Genomic DNA, 16625 nt, shown 5'->3' with positions numbered 1-16625 from the left:
CGGCTGGTCCCGCTCATCGCCATCGCCTCCCCGGTGCTCTGCTACGCTCTGGACTGGTGGATAAACAAAGAAACCGGATATAAATTTGGCTATGAATTGCTAATGTTGAACGGAAGCCTTACCTTTGCGGGGCTCATGCTGCTGTCCGGAAAAGAGAAAACGGCGAAAACGCCTTGAAAACTGGCGTCCGGAGTTTATAATAAAAAGTAGTGGAGTTTATTATAAACGTGACCATAGTTTATTATAAACGATAAGAGAGTTTATTAGAAGTAGAAAAACAAAGAAATAAATGACAATAAAATGGAAATAACGAGTGCAGAATTTGTGATTAGCAACACGGACGTGAAGAAATGTCCGACAGGAGTATTTCCCGAATACGCCTTCATCGGGCGGTCGAATGTAGGAAAGTCGAGCCTTATCAATATGCTGACTGCCCGCAAAGGACTGGCGATGACCTCCGCCACACCGGGAAAGACAATGCTTATCAACCACTTCCTAATCAACCAAAGCTGGTACCTGGTCGATCTTCCCGGATACGGCTACGCCAGACGCGGACAAAAAGGAAAAGACCAGATACGTACCATCATCGAAGACTACATCCTCGAACGGGAACAGATGACCAACCTGTTTGTACTGATAGACAGTCGCCTGGAACCGCAGAAAATAGACTTGGAATTTATGGAATGGCTGGGCGAAAACGGCATCCCTTTCTCCATCATCTTCACCAAAGCAGACAAACTGAAAGGCGGACGTCTGAAAATGAATATCAACAACTACCTGCGTGAACTGAGCAAGGAATGGGAAGAACTTCCCCCGTATTTCGTATCTTCTTCGGAAAACCGCACAGGACGCACGGAAATCCTCGACTACATAGAAAACATCAGTAAAGAAGTCTATAAAAATAAGTAAACGAAAATGAAAAAGAACATTTTATTTATTGCATGGGTTGCATTATTCTCACTCTTTGCAAGCAACAGTCAGGCACAATCATTAAAGGATCTGCTCAACAAAGACAACATCTCCAAAGTAGTAAATGCCATCACCGGAACACCCGAAACGATAGACATGACAGGTACATGGACTTACAGCGGTTCGGCAGTAGAATTTGAATCGGACAATCTGCTGATGAAAGCAGGAGGAGCCGCAGCCGCCACGATGGCAGAAAACAAATTGAACGAGCAATTGAGTAAAGTGGGCATCAAAGAAGGACAAATGAGCTTCACGTTCAACGCCGACAGTACTTTCACCAGCACCGTCGGAAAAAAGAAACTGAACGGCACTTATTCGTACAATGCTTCCACCAAGCAGGTAGACTTAAAGTACTTGAAACTACTGAACCTGCACGCGAAAGTGAACTGCACTTCCAACTCTATGGATTTATTGTTCAACTCCGACAAGCTGCTTAAATTAATGACATTCCTCGGCAGCAAGACAAACAGCACAGCACTGAAAACTGTCAGCTCACTGGCTGAAAACTACGACGGGATGATGCTGGGATTCGGGTTGAAGAAATAGTGTTTTATTTGCAAAACCAAAAGCTCTGAAACGCCTTCTGGCAGGGCTCGAAAACCGAATCCTAACCGAAAGGGAAACCGAACCTTAACCAGTAGAGAAGAGTAGAGTATATAATTCTATTCTAAAGAAATAGAATTACTAAGAAAGAGAAGAAAGAATTTCGCCGCTGCCGATTCACTTTCAGAACAGAAATGAATCAGACCAGTTCATCTTTGATTCGATGTTCTTTCTGTTCTTTACGTTGTTGAATGCGTTTGTACAACTTAACAATAAATGCTATAAAGTAATTCAACTCATAAAAGGGAGTCATATGATAGAAATCAAGTTTTGTTTTCATAATAGCTGGATTTTATGGGTTTGTTCCAAATATAGTAATTTTTTATGCGATAAACAAAAAATATGAGTATTCATTAGCGTGTTGAAATGAATTAATTTAGCGAACAGAGATCGGCAGTATTCACCTCGGTGCTCACTTCTGCTCGTCTCGGCGCTCAGCGTTTTTCACCTCGCTGCTTATTCTCATCCAGCTCGGTGCTCAGTGTTCCTCACCTCGGTGGTCAGGATTGCCAAGCCCAAGGACGATGATAAACAGAAGTTATTTTATTCCCTTTTTCGATAAAATTAACTCTGCCGACGGGATAGTTTCAGGGAAAAGCGTTACCTTTGGCGTTTGTAATCAATAAAAAGAAGGAAAAATGAAAAAGATACTTTTTTTAATGACCTTGTTAGTGGTAGGAGTAAGTTTCGCTTTTGCCCAGACTAACGCTGATATTAAGTTTGACAAAACAACACACGACTTTGGAAAATTCTCTGAAAACAGTCCGGTAGTAAGCTGCGTATTCACTTTCACTAATATCGGTGACGCTCCTTTAGTTATTCATCAGGCGGTAGCGTCTTGCGGATGCACAGTGCCCGAATATACCAAAGAACCGATCCAGCCGGGAAAGAAAGGTACAATCAAAGTAACTTACAACGGAACAGGTAAATATCCGGGACACTTCAAAAAGTCGATTACCCTGCGTACCAACGCAAAAACCGAAATGGTACGCCTCTATATCGAAGGCGATATGACCCCGAAAGACGAGAAGTAAGAAAAAATAGACATAACGTAAAGGAGAATCTTTCGATTCTCCTTTTTTTTTGTTTACTTTGAAGTCCATTAAGCATAAACTACTAAAAATATAATATGAAACAAGAAGAAGACAAATTCACCGGACTACCCGAGAACGCGTTCAGAGAGTTAAAAGCAGGAGAAGTGTACAATCCCCTGATGAGTCCTTCCAAAAATTATCCGGAAGTAAACTTCTGGTCAGTAACATGGGGTATCGCCATGGCCATCCTTTTCTCGGCAGCCGCCGCCTATCTGGGGCTGAAAGTGGGACAAGTATTCGAAGCCGCTATTCCGATAGCCATCATTGCCGTAGGAGTCTCCGGTGCAGCCAAAAGAAAAAATGCGTTAGGAGAAAATGTAATTATCCAGTCTATCGGAGCGTGTTCCGGTGTAATCGTTGCCGGAGCCATCTTTACCCTCCCCGCCCTTTATATCCTTCAAGTCAAATATCCTGAGATGACAGTCAGCTTTATGCAGGTATTTATCAGCTCGCTGCTGGGTGGCGTACTGGGTATCCTGTTTCTGATTCCTTTCCGCAAATATTTCGTCAGCGATATGCACGGCAAATATCCTTTCCCCGAAGCAACCGCTACCACACAGGTGCTGGTGTCCGGAGAAAAGAGCGGCAGCCAGGCCAAACCGCTGTTGATGGCGGGAATGATCGGTGGATTGTATGACTTCATCGTGGCCACTTTCGGCTGGTGGAACGAGAACTTCACCACCCGCGTATGCGGAGCCGGAGAAATGCTGGCTGAGAAAGCGAAACTGGTATTCAAAGTAAATACGGGAGCTGCCGTACTCGGTCTGGGCTATATCGTCGGACTGAAATATGCTTCCATCATCTGTGCCGGATCACTGGCAGTATGGTGGATCATCATTCCGGGAATGTCCGCCATCTGGGGAGACAGCGTGCTGAACGCATGGAACCCCGAAATCACTTCTACGGTAGGCATGATGAGCCCCGAAGAAATCTTCAAGTATTACGCCAAGAGCATCGGTATCGGCGGTATTGCCATGGCGGGTGTCATCGGTATCATCCGTTCGTGGGGAATCATCAAGAGTGCCGTCGGACTGGCTGCCAAAGAAATGGGCGGTAAAGGCAATGTAGAAAAGAATATCGTGCGTACACAGCGTGACCTTTCGATGAAAATCATCGCTATCGGCTCTATCCTTACGCTGATTCTGATCGTGCTGTTCTTCTACTTCGATATCATGCAGGGAAATATCGTCCATACGCTGGTAGCGATTGCGCTGGTAGCAGGCATTTCCTTCCTGTTCACGACGGTAGCTGCCAATGCGATTGCCATTGTAGGCACCAATCCGGTATCGGGAATGACATTGATGACACTGATTCTGGCTTCCGTAGTGATGGTAGCTGTCGGACTGAAAGGTCCTTCGGGCATGGTGGCCGCACTTGTGATGGGTGGTGTAGTATGTACGGCACTGTCTATGGCGGGCGGTTTCATCACCGACTTGAAGATCGGTTACTGGCTGGGTAGTACGCCTGCCAAACAGGAAACATGGAAATTCTTGGGAACCATCGTTTCTGCTGCTACAGTAGGCGGTGTAATGATTATACTGAACAAGACATACGGCTTCACCAGCGGCGCACTGGCTGCACCACAGGCCAATGCGATGGCTGCCGTTATCGAACCGCTGATGAGCGGCGTAGGTGCCCCCTGGCTGCTGTATGGCATCGGTGCAATCCTTGCTATCGTGCTGACATTCTTCAAGATTCCCGCACTGGCCTTTGCGCTGGGTATGTTTATTCCGTTGGAGCTGAATGTGCCGCTGGTAGTAGGCGGTGCCGTCAACTGGTATGTAACAAGCCGCAGCAAGGATACGGCACTCAATACGGAAAGAGGTGAAAAAGGTACGTTGCTGGCATCCGGTTTCATTGCCGGAGGCGCATTGATGGGAGTAGTGAGCGCGGCAATGCGTTTCGGCGGTATCAATCTGGTCAACGAAGCCTGGCTGAACAATACCTGGTCGGAAGTGTTAGCATTAGGAGCTTACGCTTTATTGATCCTCTACTTTATCAAGGCTTCCATGAAAGTAAAATAAGATGAGGAAACTGTTATCTGTTATAGTATCACTTATGACTGCAATGACATTTGCACAACAGCCCGTCGAGCTACCTTTGTGGCCCGACGGTGCTCCCAACTCCAACGGACTGACCGGCGGGGAAAAGGAAGTGTCACCCCACAGAATCAGCAATGTCACCGACCCCACCATAACCGTTTACCGTGCACCGCAGCCGAACGGAATGGCTGTCATCATGTGTCCCGGAGGTGGCTACAGCCGCCTCGCCATGGATCATGAAGGGCACGATATGGCATCCTGGTTCTGCGGACAGGGCATCACTTACGTTGTATTAAAGTACCGGATGCCGAACGGTCATTGCGAAGTCCCTTTGTCGGATGCGGAAAGAGCAATTCGCATCGTACGCGAGCATGCTGGAGAATGGAATATCCATCCCCGCAAAATAGGAATCATGGGAGCATCCGCCGGAGGACATCTCGCCTCTACCCTTGCCACCCATTACAGTGCGGCATCGCGTCCCGACTTTCAGATTCTGCTTTATCCGGTGGTCACCATGACGCAAAGTACTCATGGCGGTTCGAGAAAAGAGCTTCTGGGCGGAAATCCGACCGCAGAACAAGAGGTACTCTTCTCCAACGAACTGCAAGTGACATCCGATACTCCGCAAGCCTTTATCGTCCTGTCTTCTGATGACGGTGCCGTGCCTCCTTCCAACGGAGTGAACTATTATCTCGCTTTACAGAAAAACAATGTTCCCGCATCGCTTCATGTCTACCCTACCGGCGGACATGGCTGGGGATTCCGGGACAACTTCAAGTATAAGCAACAATGGACACAGGAACTCGAAAAGTGGTTGCGTGAGGGTGTCGTATTTCCGAAGGAGACAGCACCGATGTTGAGAATCGGAAAGACGTACCTTGGAACAAAGTATGTAGCCAACACACTGGATCAGGGAACGGAAGAAAAGTTAGTCATCCTGCCCCAAACGGTAGATTGCCTTACTTTCGTCGAATATACGCTGGCTCAGGCGATGGGGTCTTCTTTTGCCGATAATCTGCAAAAGATACGTTATCGGGACGGTGTGATCGACGGATACACTTCGCGGTTGCACTATACCTCCGACTGGATTGAGAACGGTGTCCGCCAAGGATTTCTGGAAGACGTTACTGCACAAAACAGTACGCAGACCACCAAACTGTCTCTCTCTTATATGTCCACCCATCCCCAAAAGTACAGGCAACTGGCGGATTCGCCGGAGAACGTGAAACGGATGGCCGAGCATGAAAAGGCATTGTCCGGGAAAAAGGTACACTGGCTACCTAAAGGAAAACTCCCCGACGCAGGACTTCCGTGGATCATGGACGGTGATATCATCGCCATCACCACGAATCTTCCGGGACTGGATGTAGCTCATGTAGGGATGGCCGAATATATAAACGGAAAGTTGCATTTGCTTCACGCCTCTTCTACGCTTGGCAAGGTTGTTGTCAGCGAAGAGCCTCTCAGCCAAATGCTTCGCAATAATAAATCATGGAGCGGCATACGTGTCGTCCGGATGTCTCACCCTTAAAACAAATGATTATGAAACGAGTAAAACATTTACTTCTCGCGTCGTGTCTGTTGCCTACTTTTCTGGGAGCACAGGGAGTGGCAAGCGCCTCTTTTCTGGAGATTACTCCGGATGCCCAATCGGCAGGTATGGCCGGCACAGGACTGGCTATCACTGACAATGGAAGCACGGCTATCTTTCATAACGCTTCCACCATCGCTTTCTCGCAGGATGTAATGGGTGCCAGCTACTCATACGCTGACATAAATAAAGACTTTGGAATGCATAGCGCATCCCTTTTCTACCGCATCGGACGGGAAGGGAAGCACGGATTTAGCGTAGGATTCCGTCACTACAAGGATGCCGATTTTCATTGGCAGGACGGTGCGGAAGATCATGCCCGCGCATGGAACGTAGAAGCCGCATACTTCAGAAATGTAGCCAAAAACCTGTCCCTTTCATTAACACTCAGATATCTGCAGGCAAAAGCCTATAAGGATGCGGACAGCAAAGGGTCAGTCTCCGTGGACCTCGGTGCCAGCTATCATCGCAGCATGGGTATTCTGGACGAAATGGCTTCATGGACAATCGGATTTCAAGCCGCCAACCTGGGTAGCAAGCTGGATGGACAGAAACTGCCTGCCCGACTGGGACTGGGTGGTGCCATCGACCTGCCGTTCAGTATGGACAACCGCTTGCAGGTGGCTCTTGACTTCAATTACCTGCTCCCGTCCGAGTACCGCCATCTTCAAGCCGGCATCGGAGCGGAATATAATTTCCTGAAATATGGAATTATCCGTGGAGGATATCACTTCGGGGATAACGACAAAGGAACAGGCAACTACGGTACACTGGGCTGCGGAATCAACTTCTGGCCGATTCGCGCAGATTTCTCTTATGCACTGGCTGATAAAGACTGTTTCATGCATAAGACATGGCAGCTCGGCATTGGAATCGTTTTCTAGGCTTTTCCTTCGGGCAGTCCGCTAAGTTTTATCATTGAGCAGTTTGCTAAGCTCGCATTCAAGGCGTTGCTTCACTTCGTCCATAGGCACTTCGTGCTTCAGCTCCTGACGAAGAGAAGTGACGCCTTTATCTATAAAGCCACAAGGATGAATATAGCTGAAATAGCGTAAATCCGTATTCACATTCAGAGCCAGTCCGTGCATGGTAACATAATGACTGCTCCTCACTCCGATCGCACAAATCTTACGGGCACGGGGCGTACTCCCCTCCAGCCAGACACCTGTTGCTTTTTCAAGCCGTCCCGCTTCAATGCCATAGGAGGCACAGACACGTATCACAGCCTCTTCGAGCAGGTGCACATATTCCTTCAGCCCCAGATGAAACTCTTCCAGATTCAAGATCGGATAACAGACTAGCTGTCCGGGACCATGATACGTGATATCCCCTCCCCGATCTATATGGAAAAGGGTAGCCTGAATGGCTTTCAGCTGATCGTCATTCAACAGCATATTCTTTTCTTTTCCGCTACGTCCCAAAGTATAGACGTGCGGATGTTCGCACATAATAATACGGTTTTCATACGGTTCTCCCTGCGCTTTTGCGCAGACAAGGGTATCAAACCATTCTGTCTGCCGCTGCCATGCCTCGGCGTATGGAATCAAATTCCAGTCTACTAATACAGTTTTCATGAAGACAAAAGTAAGAAATAAAAAGAAAAATCGTACATTTGCGGACCGAATATAACAAGCACTCTAAACCAAAGATAACAAACACTCTTATGAAAATGGAAGTTCCACAAGTAGATTTGCCTCTGGAGGTGTTGGCATGGACTAAAGTAACCGAAGATATTCTGAACATCTACAAACAATCGTGCCGGCTGCAGGCGTGTATTTTCGCCATCTGTACGGAAGGAACCATGAAAGTCTCCATCAATCTGTTGGAATACGAGGTTCACCCGAATGATCTGATTACATTACTTCCCGGAACAATCATACAGTTCCGTGAGAAAGCGGAAAAGGTTAGTCTTTGTTTTGCCGGATTCTCTGCGAAATGTATCGGACATATCAACTTGCTGACCACCATCGGGAACGCTTATCCCAAGCTGATAGAACAGCCGATCATCCCTCTTTCCGAGAATATCGCCGACTATCTGAAGGAATATTTTGCCTTGTTGTCTCATGCCAGTTGTGACGAGTCTTTCAAGATGGACTCCAAATTGGCGGACTTATCACTCCAGACTATTCTGACAAGCATCCAGCTGATGTACCGGAATTATTCGGGAAACAATCATTCGAACCGTAAGAAGGAGATTTGCCGGAAGTTGATTCAACTGATCACTGAACACTACAAAGACCAGCGTTGTGCACAGTTCTATGCCGATCAACTGGGAATCTCTCTGCAACATCTGAGCACCACCGTAAAACAAGTGACGGGGAAAAGTGTATTGGATACTATTGCTTATATTGTCATTATCGATGCCAAAGCGCAGCTAAAGGGTACGGATATGACTATTCAGGAGATAGCTTATTCGCTGAATTTCCCGAATCCCTCTTTCTTCTGCAAGTTCTTCAGACGGCATGTAGGGATGTCACCGCTGGAATTTAGAAATAGTTGAGGTTTGTAATCAAAGGCTATATCATGGATGGAGGCTACATATGACCAATCTTCATTATGATATTATTTAGGCACGAATTACGCGAATTACACAGTTCTAAAGGTTTAAAATCCGTGTTAATCCGCGTAATCCATGCCTAATTTAAAGTTATAAAGGAACTTTACCACGCTCCCTTTCGATGTTTAAATCTTCCTTCTTCCCAAACTCAACGAATTGAGCACTACACTCACACTGGAGAATGCCATGGCGGCACTTGCCAGCATCGGATTCAGCAACAATCCGTTTATAGGGAACAATACTCCGGCAGCGATAGGAATACCGATCAGGTTGTAGATAAATGCCCAGAAAAGGTTTTGATGAATCAGTCGTACAGTCTGCCTGGACAGTTCGAAGGCTTTGGGGAGTAACAGCAAGTCGGACGTCATCAGCGTCACCATAGCGACATCCATAGCAATATCCGTACCCTTTCCCATAGCAATGCTGACGTCAGCCAACGCCAGTGCCTGTGAGTCATTGATACCATCGCCCACCATTGCCACTTTCTTTCCCTGCATTTGCAGCTCACGCACAAATTCGGCTTTATCGTCCGGCAAGGCATCTGCCACAAATCGCTCGATACCCAGACGGGAAGAGACTGCCAAAGCTGTCCGCTGACCGTCACCGGTAAGCATACAGATATCAATGCCCTGACGTTTCAGTTCTTTCACTGCCTCGGCAGAAGTAGCCTTGATCGGGTCGGAAACGGCAATGATAGCCAAAAGTTCATTCTCACGTCCGAAGTATATGATTCCGTTTCCGTCTGATTCGTAGTGTACCAGCATATCAGCCATGACATCGCTTACTGTAGCGCTGAAATCTTTCAGAAGTTTATGGCTGCCCACCCAGTAAGTCTTACCTTGATAAAACACCTTTATACCTTTGCCTGTGATGCTTTCAAAACTGCTCAAAGGAGCGGGAGTTATCTTTTCCTCGTCTTGGAGTACGGCTACAATCGCGCCTGCCAACGGGTGTTCCGATTTCAGCTCGGCAGCAAGAAGTACATCTTTGAAGTGTTCTTCCTGCGGCTGTGCCCACAACCATCCGGTAGCGGTAGGATGTCCTTCGGTCAAAGTACCGGTTTTATCCAGTACCACCACATCTACCTTACGCATCTGCTCCAGAGCGACGGCGTCTTTTATCAGAATATGCTGTCCGGCAGCTTTACCGATTCCCACCATCAGCGCAGTAGGTGTGGCAAGTCCCAGAGCACAGGGACAGGCTATGACCAGAACGGATACAGCAGAAAGAATACCATAAGAAATATACTCACTGCCACCGATAGCTACCCACAGCACAAACGTCAGAATGGCAATTCCCAACACGACAGGAACGAAGATGCCTGTAATACGGTCTACGATACGCTGCACAGGAGCTTTGCTGCCTTGTGCTTCCTGCACCATGTGAATGATGCGTGCCAGCACAGTATCACTTCCCACCTGAGAAGCACGAATGATGAAGGAACCGCGCTGATTGATTGTTCCGGCAAGGACCTTATCGCCCTTTTTCTTCTCTACCGGAATCGGCTCACCGCTAATCATACTTTCATCCACATACGAATCGCCCTCCGAAAGCTGGCCATCCACGGGAATCTGTTCGCCGGGACGGACTACCACCATATCGCCTACCTGCAACAGGTCTATTTGTATCTCTTCCTCTACCCCACCACGCAATACACGTGCCACTTTGGGCTGCATTCCCATCAGTTTGCGAATGGCATCCGAGGTATTTCCTTTGGCGCGTTCCTCCATCATCTTTCCGGTCAGAACGAAGGCAATGATCACTGCGGAAGCTTCGTAATAGACGTGCGGTTCCAGTCCGCGATCTGTCCAGAACTGCGGAAAGAAAGTGTTGAACAAACTGAAAAGGAAGGCTATCGAGGTACTCAACGCAACCAACGTATCCATATTGCTACGACCGATCTTCGCCTGTTTCCATGCCCCCGTGAAGAAACTTCCTCCGAAGAGCACCATTACCGGAATAGCAAGCAACATTTGTATCTCGTTAGAGTATGGCATATGCATTAATAACATTGAAAAGATAAGCAACGGCACTACAAATATCCACGCACCGATCACTTTCCGTTTCAGACGAAGGTAGCGCTTATGCTGTTCTTCTTCCCGACGTTCTTCTTTATTCGCTTCTTCTACTATCAGATCATAACCGGCAGCAAGTACCGCTGCACGGATTTCTCCGGGGGTGAGCTTGTCGTCCTCATAAGAAATCGTCAATGTATTTGAAGCAAAGTTGACGGAAGCATCAACGACTCCCGGCAACTTTTTCACTGTCTTTTCTACATTGTTAGCGCATCCCGCACAATGCATATTAAGCACGGGAAACGCTTTTTTTGCTATATTACCCATATAATCCTTTACTCTTTAATTAATTAGTATTTATAAAACAAGCAAATACGGGTATTTGTTCGATTACTTCTTATCGGCCTTCTTATCCTCTTTCTTAGATTCTTGTTTGCCATCTTTCTTGCCGTCCTGCTTGGTTTCCTTCACAAACTCGGCCTCATAATTGAACTTCTTGAATCCTGCCTGCAACTTCTTCACATCTGTCTTTTCGGCATCGTAGGTGATGGACACGGTTTTGTTCTTCAGTTCGGTGGAAAGTTCCTTCACGCCTTTCTCGAAGCGCATGTTATTTTTCACTTTCTTCTCGCAGTTCTCGCAGTGCATCTGAGAGACTTTGAATACTACTACACGGATATCCTTTGCCAACACGGCTGCTACGCTCAAAAGAGCCACCACGCAAGTGGCCATCCATCTTTTTGTTCTCATTTTTCTTATTCGTTTAATGGTTATTATTCATTTCTTGCCAGATTGAAACGTATTCCGATATAGGCTTTTGCCCCGTGCACAGGTCCCCATATCATCGTTGAGTCGAAGTTTCCTCCCCACGGGTTTGCTGCGTCAATGATCGGATTCTTCTGTTTGAAGTTTGTCAGGTTCTCCCCTCCTATGTAGACAGACCAGCGGCGGAAATAGCGGGTAATCTGGGCACTCAGTTGCTCGAAGCTGCCATAGCGGCGCTCCCAAGATAGCTGACCGTCTGCCAACTCGTAAGGGGAAGGCATTCTTCCTCCGCCATTGAGCTGGAGCGTAGCATCAAACTGCCATATTCCGAGTGGAGTCTGGTACGAAGCGGTCAGCAGTCCTTTGTATTTGCTGGTCAACGGTTTCTCCATCCGCTGACCTTTGTAGGTGGTCTGAGCATCCGTCAGACGGTAAGCTCCCGTCAAGGTAAATCCTTTAAAAAAAGGATAGCTTGCCTCTACTTGGAATACATGCGAATAGGAACGCCCGTCCAAATTGTAAAAGGCTACTTCGTGAGGATTACTGTCCATATCCACCACGACTTGCTTCAGGAAGTCTGTGTAATAATATTCGGCATTGATATTCAGCGTTTTGCCAAATACAGGTACGTAGGTGGATACACTGGCACCATAGTTCCATGCTTCTTCCATGTCCAGTCCTTTCGCTATTTCGACCTTTCGGCTACTGGAAAGCAGGTAGTTATTTTCTGCCAGTACATGATTCGTACGGTAACCTTTTCCGGCAGAGAGGCGGAAGTGTACGTACTCATTCGGATTGTATTTAAGATGTGCACGGGGAGTCACAAAGAAACCGTGCTCATTGCTATAGTCACCACGCAGACCTGCCATCAGCATCCACTGATCATTCAGATTCAGCGTGTATTGCGCATAGGCTCCGGGAACCGCTTCTTTGGCAAAAGCCTTGATGAGCGGCAATTCCGTTTGATTCTCCAACCGATAATGCTGGTCATAAGCGTCATAGTTGAAACTCAGCCCCGCCGAGAAACTGTTCTGCTTATTAAACTCTGTTTCAAACATCAAAGAGGCATACACATTTGTCTGGTCTACATTGTATAGTTTTCGTCCGTACATGGCATCCTGATTGTGCCAACTGGCAGAAAGAATCAGTGCCAGATTCGTATTCTTCTCCTTATTAAATATATAAGCATTCTTGGTGAAAAATTCGTAACGTTCGGTATCGATTCCTACTTTATAAAGATCACCCGTCTGCATATCCGTATGATGTGCCTGCCCGCTAGTGCGACTTTCGGAAAGGGCCTTGAAGCCTGCCTGAAAGACATAATGATCTCCCATATAGGCCCATCGGTTCCACAGGTTATACTGCTCTACTTGGGGGATATCCACGAAGCCGTCATCATTGCCGTCGTGCGCTTTGGTTTCATTCTCATAATGTGCCAGTAAAGAGGTACCCCAACGTTTTGACAACTTTAAGGTAGCGTCCGCATTCGCCTCATACCGGTTGGTACTGCTTGCGAAAAGATTGGCGGATACCCAGTCGGCCTCCGGCAACCGCGGCTTTTTGAACTCTACATTAATCTGCCCCGTGATAGCTTCGTAGCCATTCTTCACCGATGAGATTCCTTTGGAAACCTGTATGCTTTGCATCCACGGACCGGGGACATATCCCAAACCATAAGGAGATGCCGCACCGCGATAGTTCGGGATATTCTCCGTGAGCATCTGTACATAAGTTCCGGACAATCCGAGCAGTTTGATCTGCTTGGCTCCCGTTGCCGCATCCGAATAGCTCACGTCCACCGAAGGGTTGGTCACGAAACTTTCTCCCAGATTACAGCAGGCAGCCCTGCTCAATTCGGCACTGCTTATCATCTCTTCGTTCATCACGCTGCTGCGCAACTTCATCGTTCCCATTCTGCGGCTGACTACATTTACTTCATTCAGTTCTACACCTTCTCGAAGGGTAATGTCCAGTTCCTGATTCTTCTTGCTGACATGAATCGTGTCATTCTGAAAACCGATAAAACTGATTACCAGCATGTGACTCTTCGAAGGTTTGGAGATAGAAAAGCTGCCATCTTCCTTGGTAGTTACACCCTGCTCCGTATTCACCCAGAATACATTAGCACCCGGAACAGGCTCTCCGGTATTATCTTTGACTATTCCCCGCACCTGCGCTTGTGTCGTAACTGCAAGTAATGAGAACAGTCCCATTATTATATATTTCATTCTTTCTTGGACTTAGTTTTGCGATACAAAATTAATTCATTTCTCTTGCAACTGAGTTGCATTCATTCTCCTTGTTTTCATACCCTGCAAAGGCTGAAAACAAAGTACAATCGGACAAAAAAGATGAAATAACAGCTAAATCAGAAAAACGGAATGTAACGCCAGCTTCTGCCTCGGACAGGGAGATGGCGGAGAAGGAAGACTGGAAAAGTCCACCGTCCGGTCTATAGAAGTGAAAGCAAATAGCTGACAATACTGTTCACAGAAAAGTGTTATCACCGGAACGGAAACTGTCAGTTCGGAAATATGCTTCATCAAATCGGGCTTATAGATAGTTGCCGTACAGCCCTTTTCTCTACAATCTTTCTTTGAATCGCAAGTATGAGACTTCTTACATTTGGGACAGCCATCGGCACAACAGCCCTGCACAGTCTCACAACGGGAACAGCAATAATGAACAATAGATACTCCCGCCCCTGAATAGATAATCAGGAGAGAAAGGATCACTGCTGTTATGTAGGCTAGTCTCTTCATTTCGGGAGACAAAGATAAGGTATTCCGGCAACAATATCAAATTAAATAATTCTCCATTTTTATTCGTACTACTGATATTATCCGTATATTTGACCACATATTAGTTCTTTTAAATACATCATGTCATGGAATATCATCGTATATCTTTCATCCACAACGATACAGAGTATTCGTTCATTAAAGCTATAAACGGGAACTTAACAGGATACGCTTTAATGTCAGCTTGCCGGATAGAAGTAGTCAATTATATGAAAGAAAATAACTTGAAAGGCAGCTATATACTAACCGGAATGTCAAAGGCTTAATCACATGAAAGCTAAAAGAGAGCAGATATTAATCAGAACTTCCTGGATTAGTACTATTGGTAATGCCATACTTTCCACATCAAAAATCATCGTAGGTTTATGGGCCGGCAGTCTTGCCGTGCTAGGCGACGGTATTGATTCGGCAACGGATGTGATCATCTCCATTGTCATGATTTTCACAGCACGCATTATCAGCCAGCCGCCTTCCAAGAAGTACGTATTCGGCTATGAGAAAGCCGAAGGGATTGCGACTAAAATTCTTTCGCTTGTGATATTCTATGCAGGGGTGCAAATGTTGATATCATCTATCGGAAGTATCTTTTCCGAAGAAGCAAAAGAAATTCCGTCAGCCATTGCTATATACGTCACGATCTTTTCGATTATCGGCAAACTTCTCCTGGCTTTATATCAGTACAAACAAGGGAAAAAGATAGATAGCTCCATGCTGACGGCCAATGCCATCAATATGCGCAATGATGTTATCATTTCCTCCGGTGTGCTGCTGGGACTGATATTCACGTTCATATTCAAACTGCCTATACTCGACTCCATCACAGGACTAATCATCAGCCTCTTTATCATAAAATCTTCGATTGGCATTTTCATCGATTCGAATGTGGAATTGATGGATGGCGTCAAAGATGTCAATGTGTACAATAAGATATTCGAAGCAGTAGAAACAGTTCCCGGTGCGAGCAACCCACACCGGGTAAGATCAAGAATGATCGGGAATCTTTATATGATTACCCTCGATATCGAGGTAAATCCGCAGATAACCATCACACAGGCCCATCAGATAGCCGACGCTGTGGAGAAAAGCATAAAAAGCTCTATAGACAATGTCTATGATATCTTAGTACACGTGGAACCTGCCGGCGAATGTCAGACAGACGAGAAATTTGGTATTGACAAGGGTATGGTGAATTGACGGAAGGCGTTAAGGAGCAAGTATATGCTCCCCCGAAGCTGTTATGATTACTCCACCACAATCACTGACCACCGTCTCGTGCTTTCCATCCGGAGTGACTATGATGGAACCAGTCTGTATGATATGCTTTCCGTCCGTCTTCACACGTATGCGGGCGCTTGTTTCTTCTTTTTCTTTCTTTTCCTTCTTTGCAGATTCCTCCTCTTCCTTATCCTCTATGGCTCTGTTCCGGTCCATACAGCCATTGGTATGATAACTTTTCATCTTAGTCACCCGGTCATCAACGAACCAGATATTAACGACTCCTGCAATACTTGACTCGGAAGTACGAAATTCCAGCATCTCACTCTCTTCGTCAAAACTTCGATAGCTCGGTTTACCCATAATGGCTATTACTTCTTTAGAAGACATCCCACGTTGGATAATACTCAAATTCTCATAAGTAATTCTGCTTGCATAACAACTGCTGAGCAATATCACCAGCAGCAAAGACATAAGGATCTGACTCTTTTTCATAATAGGTATAGTTTAGTAGTTTTTTTGAATACCCCAAATGTAGTATGAGAAAATTCCCTTCGCAAAGACTTCTTCCTACTTGCAAATAGGAATTTCCCTATCTATGAAAAACGACAGGTATAACCTATGACTACTAACATTTCTTCTCTCAACTATCCTATTGGCTTATCTATCATACCGTCCGCCACAGAGAATCAATGACTGCATACCTTACTGATATCAACCGTAAATTCCTCACCGGCAGGCATGAACTTCCCTTTTCGTTTAAGAAATCCGATCAGTTCGTCCACTTCCATATTATCTGCCGAACAAGTATAAAAACGCTGATGTTCGCCAAACTTCTCTACGATTGCAGCCCTCAGAGATGCCTCAGTATAACTATTTCCCTCCATCATGTGAAGGACTTCGTGTGCATGTAACTGTTCCATAATCTATTTTTTCTGCAAAGATAAGTACGGCGTACAGATTAAAACTGTAA

16 protein-coding genes and 1 pseudogene are annotated in these 16625 nt (G+C 46.2%); 10 read left to right on the top strand and 7 right to left on the bottom strand.

Annotated elements, in window-relative coordinates:
- From DW640_RS20145 to DW640_RS20115, 7 genes and pseudogenes are all read left to right on the top strand, one after another.
- A pseudogene (locus DW640_RS20145) lies at positions 1-177 on the top strand (sodium:solute symporter); the annotation flags it as partial.
- A gap of 123 nt (positions 178-300) precedes the next feature.
- Positions 301-909, top strand: a complete 609-nt coding sequence (gene yihA, locus DW640_RS20140; RefSeq protein ID WP_070750995.1) for a ribosome biogenesis GTP-binding protein YihA/YsxC — start codon at positions 301-303, stop codon at positions 907-909.
- A gap of 6 nt (positions 910-915) precedes the next feature.
- Positions 916-1515 carry a DUF4923 family protein gene (locus DW640_RS20135; protein WP_008763505.1) on the top strand — a complete coding sequence of 200 codons (600 nt, stop codon included), beginning with the start codon at positions 916-918 and terminating at the stop codon, positions 1513-1515.
- Between the two features lie 695 nt (positions 1516-2210).
- On the top strand, positions 2211-2606 hold the full coding sequence (locus DW640_RS20130; protein WP_008763504.1) for a DUF1573 domain-containing protein: 396 nt from the start codon (positions 2211-2213) through the stop codon (positions 2604-2606).
- A 95-nt stretch (positions 2607-2701) separates the two neighbouring features.
- Positions 2702-4690 carry an OPT family oligopeptide transporter gene (locus tag DW640_RS20125; protein WP_008763503.1) on the top strand — a complete coding sequence of 663 codons (1989 nt, stop codon included), beginning with the start codon at positions 2702-2704 and terminating at the stop codon, positions 4688-4690.
- Position 4691: 1 nt separating this feature from the next.
- Positions 4692-6239: an N-acetylmuramoyl-L-alanine amidase-like domain-containing protein gene (locus tag DW640_RS20120; RefSeq protein WP_062695122.1), complete on the top strand. Its 1548-nt coding sequence runs from the start codon at positions 4692-4694 to the stop codon at positions 6237-6239.
- Positions 6240-6250: 11 nt separating this feature from the next.
- Positions 6251-7183, top strand: coding sequence for a PorV/PorQ family protein (locus tag DW640_RS20115; protein WP_008765856.1), 933 nt, complete (start codon positions 6251-6253; stop codon positions 7181-7183).
- Positions 7184-7204: 21 nt separating this feature from the next.
- Here the strand turns inward: DW640_RS20115 and lipB are convergent, their stop codons facing one another.
- Positions 7205-7873 (bottom strand): lipoyl(octanoyl) transferase LipB, encoded by a 669-nt coding sequence (gene lipB / locus DW640_RS20110; protein ID WP_055300591.1) that lies wholly within the window; start codon positions 7871-7873, stop codon positions 7205-7207.
- 89 nt (positions 7874-7962) lie between these two features.
- On the opposite strand from lipB, the gene DW640_RS20105 reads away from it, so the two are divergent.
- Positions 7963-8799 (top strand): helix-turn-helix domain-containing protein, encoded by an 837-nt coding sequence (locus DW640_RS20105; RefSeq protein ID WP_008765858.1) that lies wholly within the window; start codon positions 7963-7965, stop codon positions 8797-8799.
- A gap of 182 nt (positions 8800-8981) precedes the next feature.
- On the opposite strand, the gene DW640_RS20100 is transcribed toward DW640_RS20105, so the two are convergent.
- The 4 genes from DW640_RS20100 to DW640_RS20085 all read right to left on the bottom strand — a co-directional run bounded on the left by DW640_RS20100 (position 8982) and on the right by DW640_RS20085 (position 14398).
- Entirely contained in the window at positions 8982-11198 is a 2217-nt protein-coding gene (locus DW640_RS20100; protein ID WP_117578874.1) for a heavy metal translocating P-type ATPase, read from the bottom strand.
- Between the two features lie 63 nt (positions 11199-11261).
- Positions 11262-11621: a heavy-metal-associated domain-containing protein gene (locus DW640_RS20095; RefSeq protein ID WP_022471112.1), complete on the bottom strand. Its 360-nt coding sequence runs from the start codon at positions 11619-11621 to the stop codon at positions 11262-11264.
- Between the two features lie 23 nt (positions 11622-11644).
- Positions 11645-13864: a TonB-dependent receptor gene (locus DW640_RS20090; RefSeq protein WP_199610435.1), complete on the bottom strand. Its 2220-nt coding sequence runs from the start codon at positions 13862-13864 to the stop codon at positions 11645-11647.
- 135 nt (positions 13865-13999) lie between these two features.
- A complete protein-coding gene (locus DW640_RS20085) occupies positions 14000-14398 on the bottom strand; it encodes a hypothetical protein (RefSeq protein WP_011107631.1) in 399 nt (132 codons plus the stop codon).
- A 125-nt stretch (positions 14399-14523) separates the two neighbouring features.
- Between DW640_RS20085 and DW640_RS20080 the strand changes: the two genes are divergently transcribed.
- Together DW640_RS20080 and DW640_RS20075 are read left to right on the top strand one after the other, a co-directional pair.
- Positions 14524-14703, top strand: coding sequence for a hypothetical protein (locus tag DW640_RS20080; RefSeq protein ID WP_008765862.1), 180 nt, complete (start codon positions 14524-14526; stop codon positions 14701-14703).
- A gap of 4 nt (positions 14704-14707) precedes the next feature.
- The gene (locus DW640_RS20075; protein WP_008763494.1) at positions 14708-15631 is read left to right on the top strand and encodes a cation diffusion facilitator family transporter; all 924 of its coding nucleotides are present in this window, start codon (positions 14708-14710) and stop codon (positions 15629-15631) included.
- Positions 15632-15640: 9 nt separating this feature from the next.
- Here DW640_RS20075 and DW640_RS20070 read toward each other — a convergent pair whose 3' ends face one another.
- Both DW640_RS20070 and DW640_RS20065 read right to left on the bottom strand, forming a co-directional pair.
- On the bottom strand, positions 15641-16147 hold the full coding sequence (locus DW640_RS20070; RefSeq protein WP_182427141.1) for a hypothetical protein: 507 nt from the start codon (positions 16145-16147) through the stop codon (positions 15641-15643).
- A 194-nt stretch (positions 16148-16341) separates the two neighbouring features.
- Positions 16342-16575 carry a YecH family metal-binding protein gene (locus tag DW640_RS20065; protein WP_008763492.1) on the bottom strand — a complete coding sequence of 78 codons (234 nt, stop codon included), beginning with the start codon at positions 16573-16575 and terminating at the stop codon, positions 16342-16344.
- Positions 16576-16625 lie beyond the last annotated feature (50 nt).

Origin of the sequence: Bacteroides sp. AM23-12 (genome assembly GCF_003434395.1) — a bacterium.
In the GTDB taxonomy this organism is placed as follows: domain Bacteria; phylum Bacteroidota; class Bacteroidia; order Bacteroidales; family Bacteroidaceae; genus Bacteroides; species Bacteroides thetaiotaomicron.
The sequence above is the reverse complement of the archived record's forward strand: the minus strand, read 5'-3'. Positions and strand labels throughout refer to the sequence as shown.

What these genes read in the sequence shown, in the direction of transcription:
- yihA (WP_070750995.1), top strand. Translation starts at nt 301, where the DNA reads ATGGAAATAACGAGTGCAGAATTTGTGATTAGCAACACGGACGTGAAG.
- DW640_RS20135 (WP_008763505.1), top strand. Translation starts at nt 916, where the DNA reads ATGAAAAAGAACATTTTATTTATTGCATGGGTTGCATTATTCTCACTC.
- DW640_RS20130 (WP_008763504.1), top strand. Translation starts at nt 2,211, where the DNA reads ATGAAAAAGATACTTTTTTTAATGACCTTGTTAGTGGTAGGAGTAAGT.
- DW640_RS20125 (WP_008763503.1), top strand. Translation starts at nt 2,702, where the DNA reads ATGAAACAAGAAGAAGACAAATTCACCGGACTACCCGAGAACGCGTTC.
- DW640_RS20120 (WP_062695122.1), top strand. Translation starts at nt 4,692, where the DNA reads ATGAGGAAACTGTTATCTGTTATAGTATCACTTATGACTGCAATGACA.
- DW640_RS20115 (WP_008765856.1), top strand. Translation starts at nt 6,251, where the DNA reads ATGAAACGAGTAAAACATTTACTTCTCGCGTCGTGTCTGTTGCCTACT.
- lipB (WP_055300591.1), bottom strand. Translation starts at nt 7,873, where the DNA reads ATGAAAACTGTATTAGTAGACTGGAATTTGATTCCATACGCCGAGGCA.
- DW640_RS20105 (WP_008765858.1), top strand. Translation starts at nt 7,963, where the DNA reads ATGAAAATGGAAGTTCCACAAGTAGATTTGCCTCTGGAGGTGTTGGCA.
- DW640_RS20100 (WP_117578874.1), bottom strand. Translation starts at nt 11,198, where the DNA reads ATGGGTAATATAGCAAAAAAAGCGTTTCCCGTGCTTAATATGCATTGT.
- DW640_RS20095 (WP_022471112.1), bottom strand. Translation starts at nt 11,621, where the DNA reads ATGAGAACAAAAAGATGGATGGCCACTTGCGTGGTGGCTCTTTTGAGC.
- DW640_RS20090 (WP_199610435.1), bottom strand. Translation starts at nt 13,864, where the DNA reads ATGAAATATATAATAATGGGACTGTTCTCATTACTTGCAGTTACGACA.
- DW640_RS20085 (WP_011107631.1), bottom strand. Translation starts at nt 14,398, where the DNA reads ATGAAGAGACTAGCCTACATAACAGCAGTGATCCTTTCTCTCCTGATT.
- DW640_RS20080 (WP_008765862.1), top strand. Translation starts at nt 14,524, where the DNA reads ATGGAATATCATCGTATATCTTTCATCCACAACGATACAGAGTATTCG.
- DW640_RS20075 (WP_008763494.1), top strand. Translation starts at nt 14,708, where the DNA reads ATGAAAGCTAAAAGAGAGCAGATATTAATCAGAACTTCCTGGATTAGT.
- DW640_RS20070 (WP_182427141.1), bottom strand. Translation starts at nt 16,147, where the DNA reads ATGAAAAAGAGTCAGATCCTTATGTCTTTGCTGCTGGTGATATTGCTC.
- DW640_RS20065 (WP_008763492.1), bottom strand. Translation starts at nt 16,575, where the DNA reads ATGGAACAGTTACATGCACACGAAGTCCTTCACATGATGGAGGGAAAT.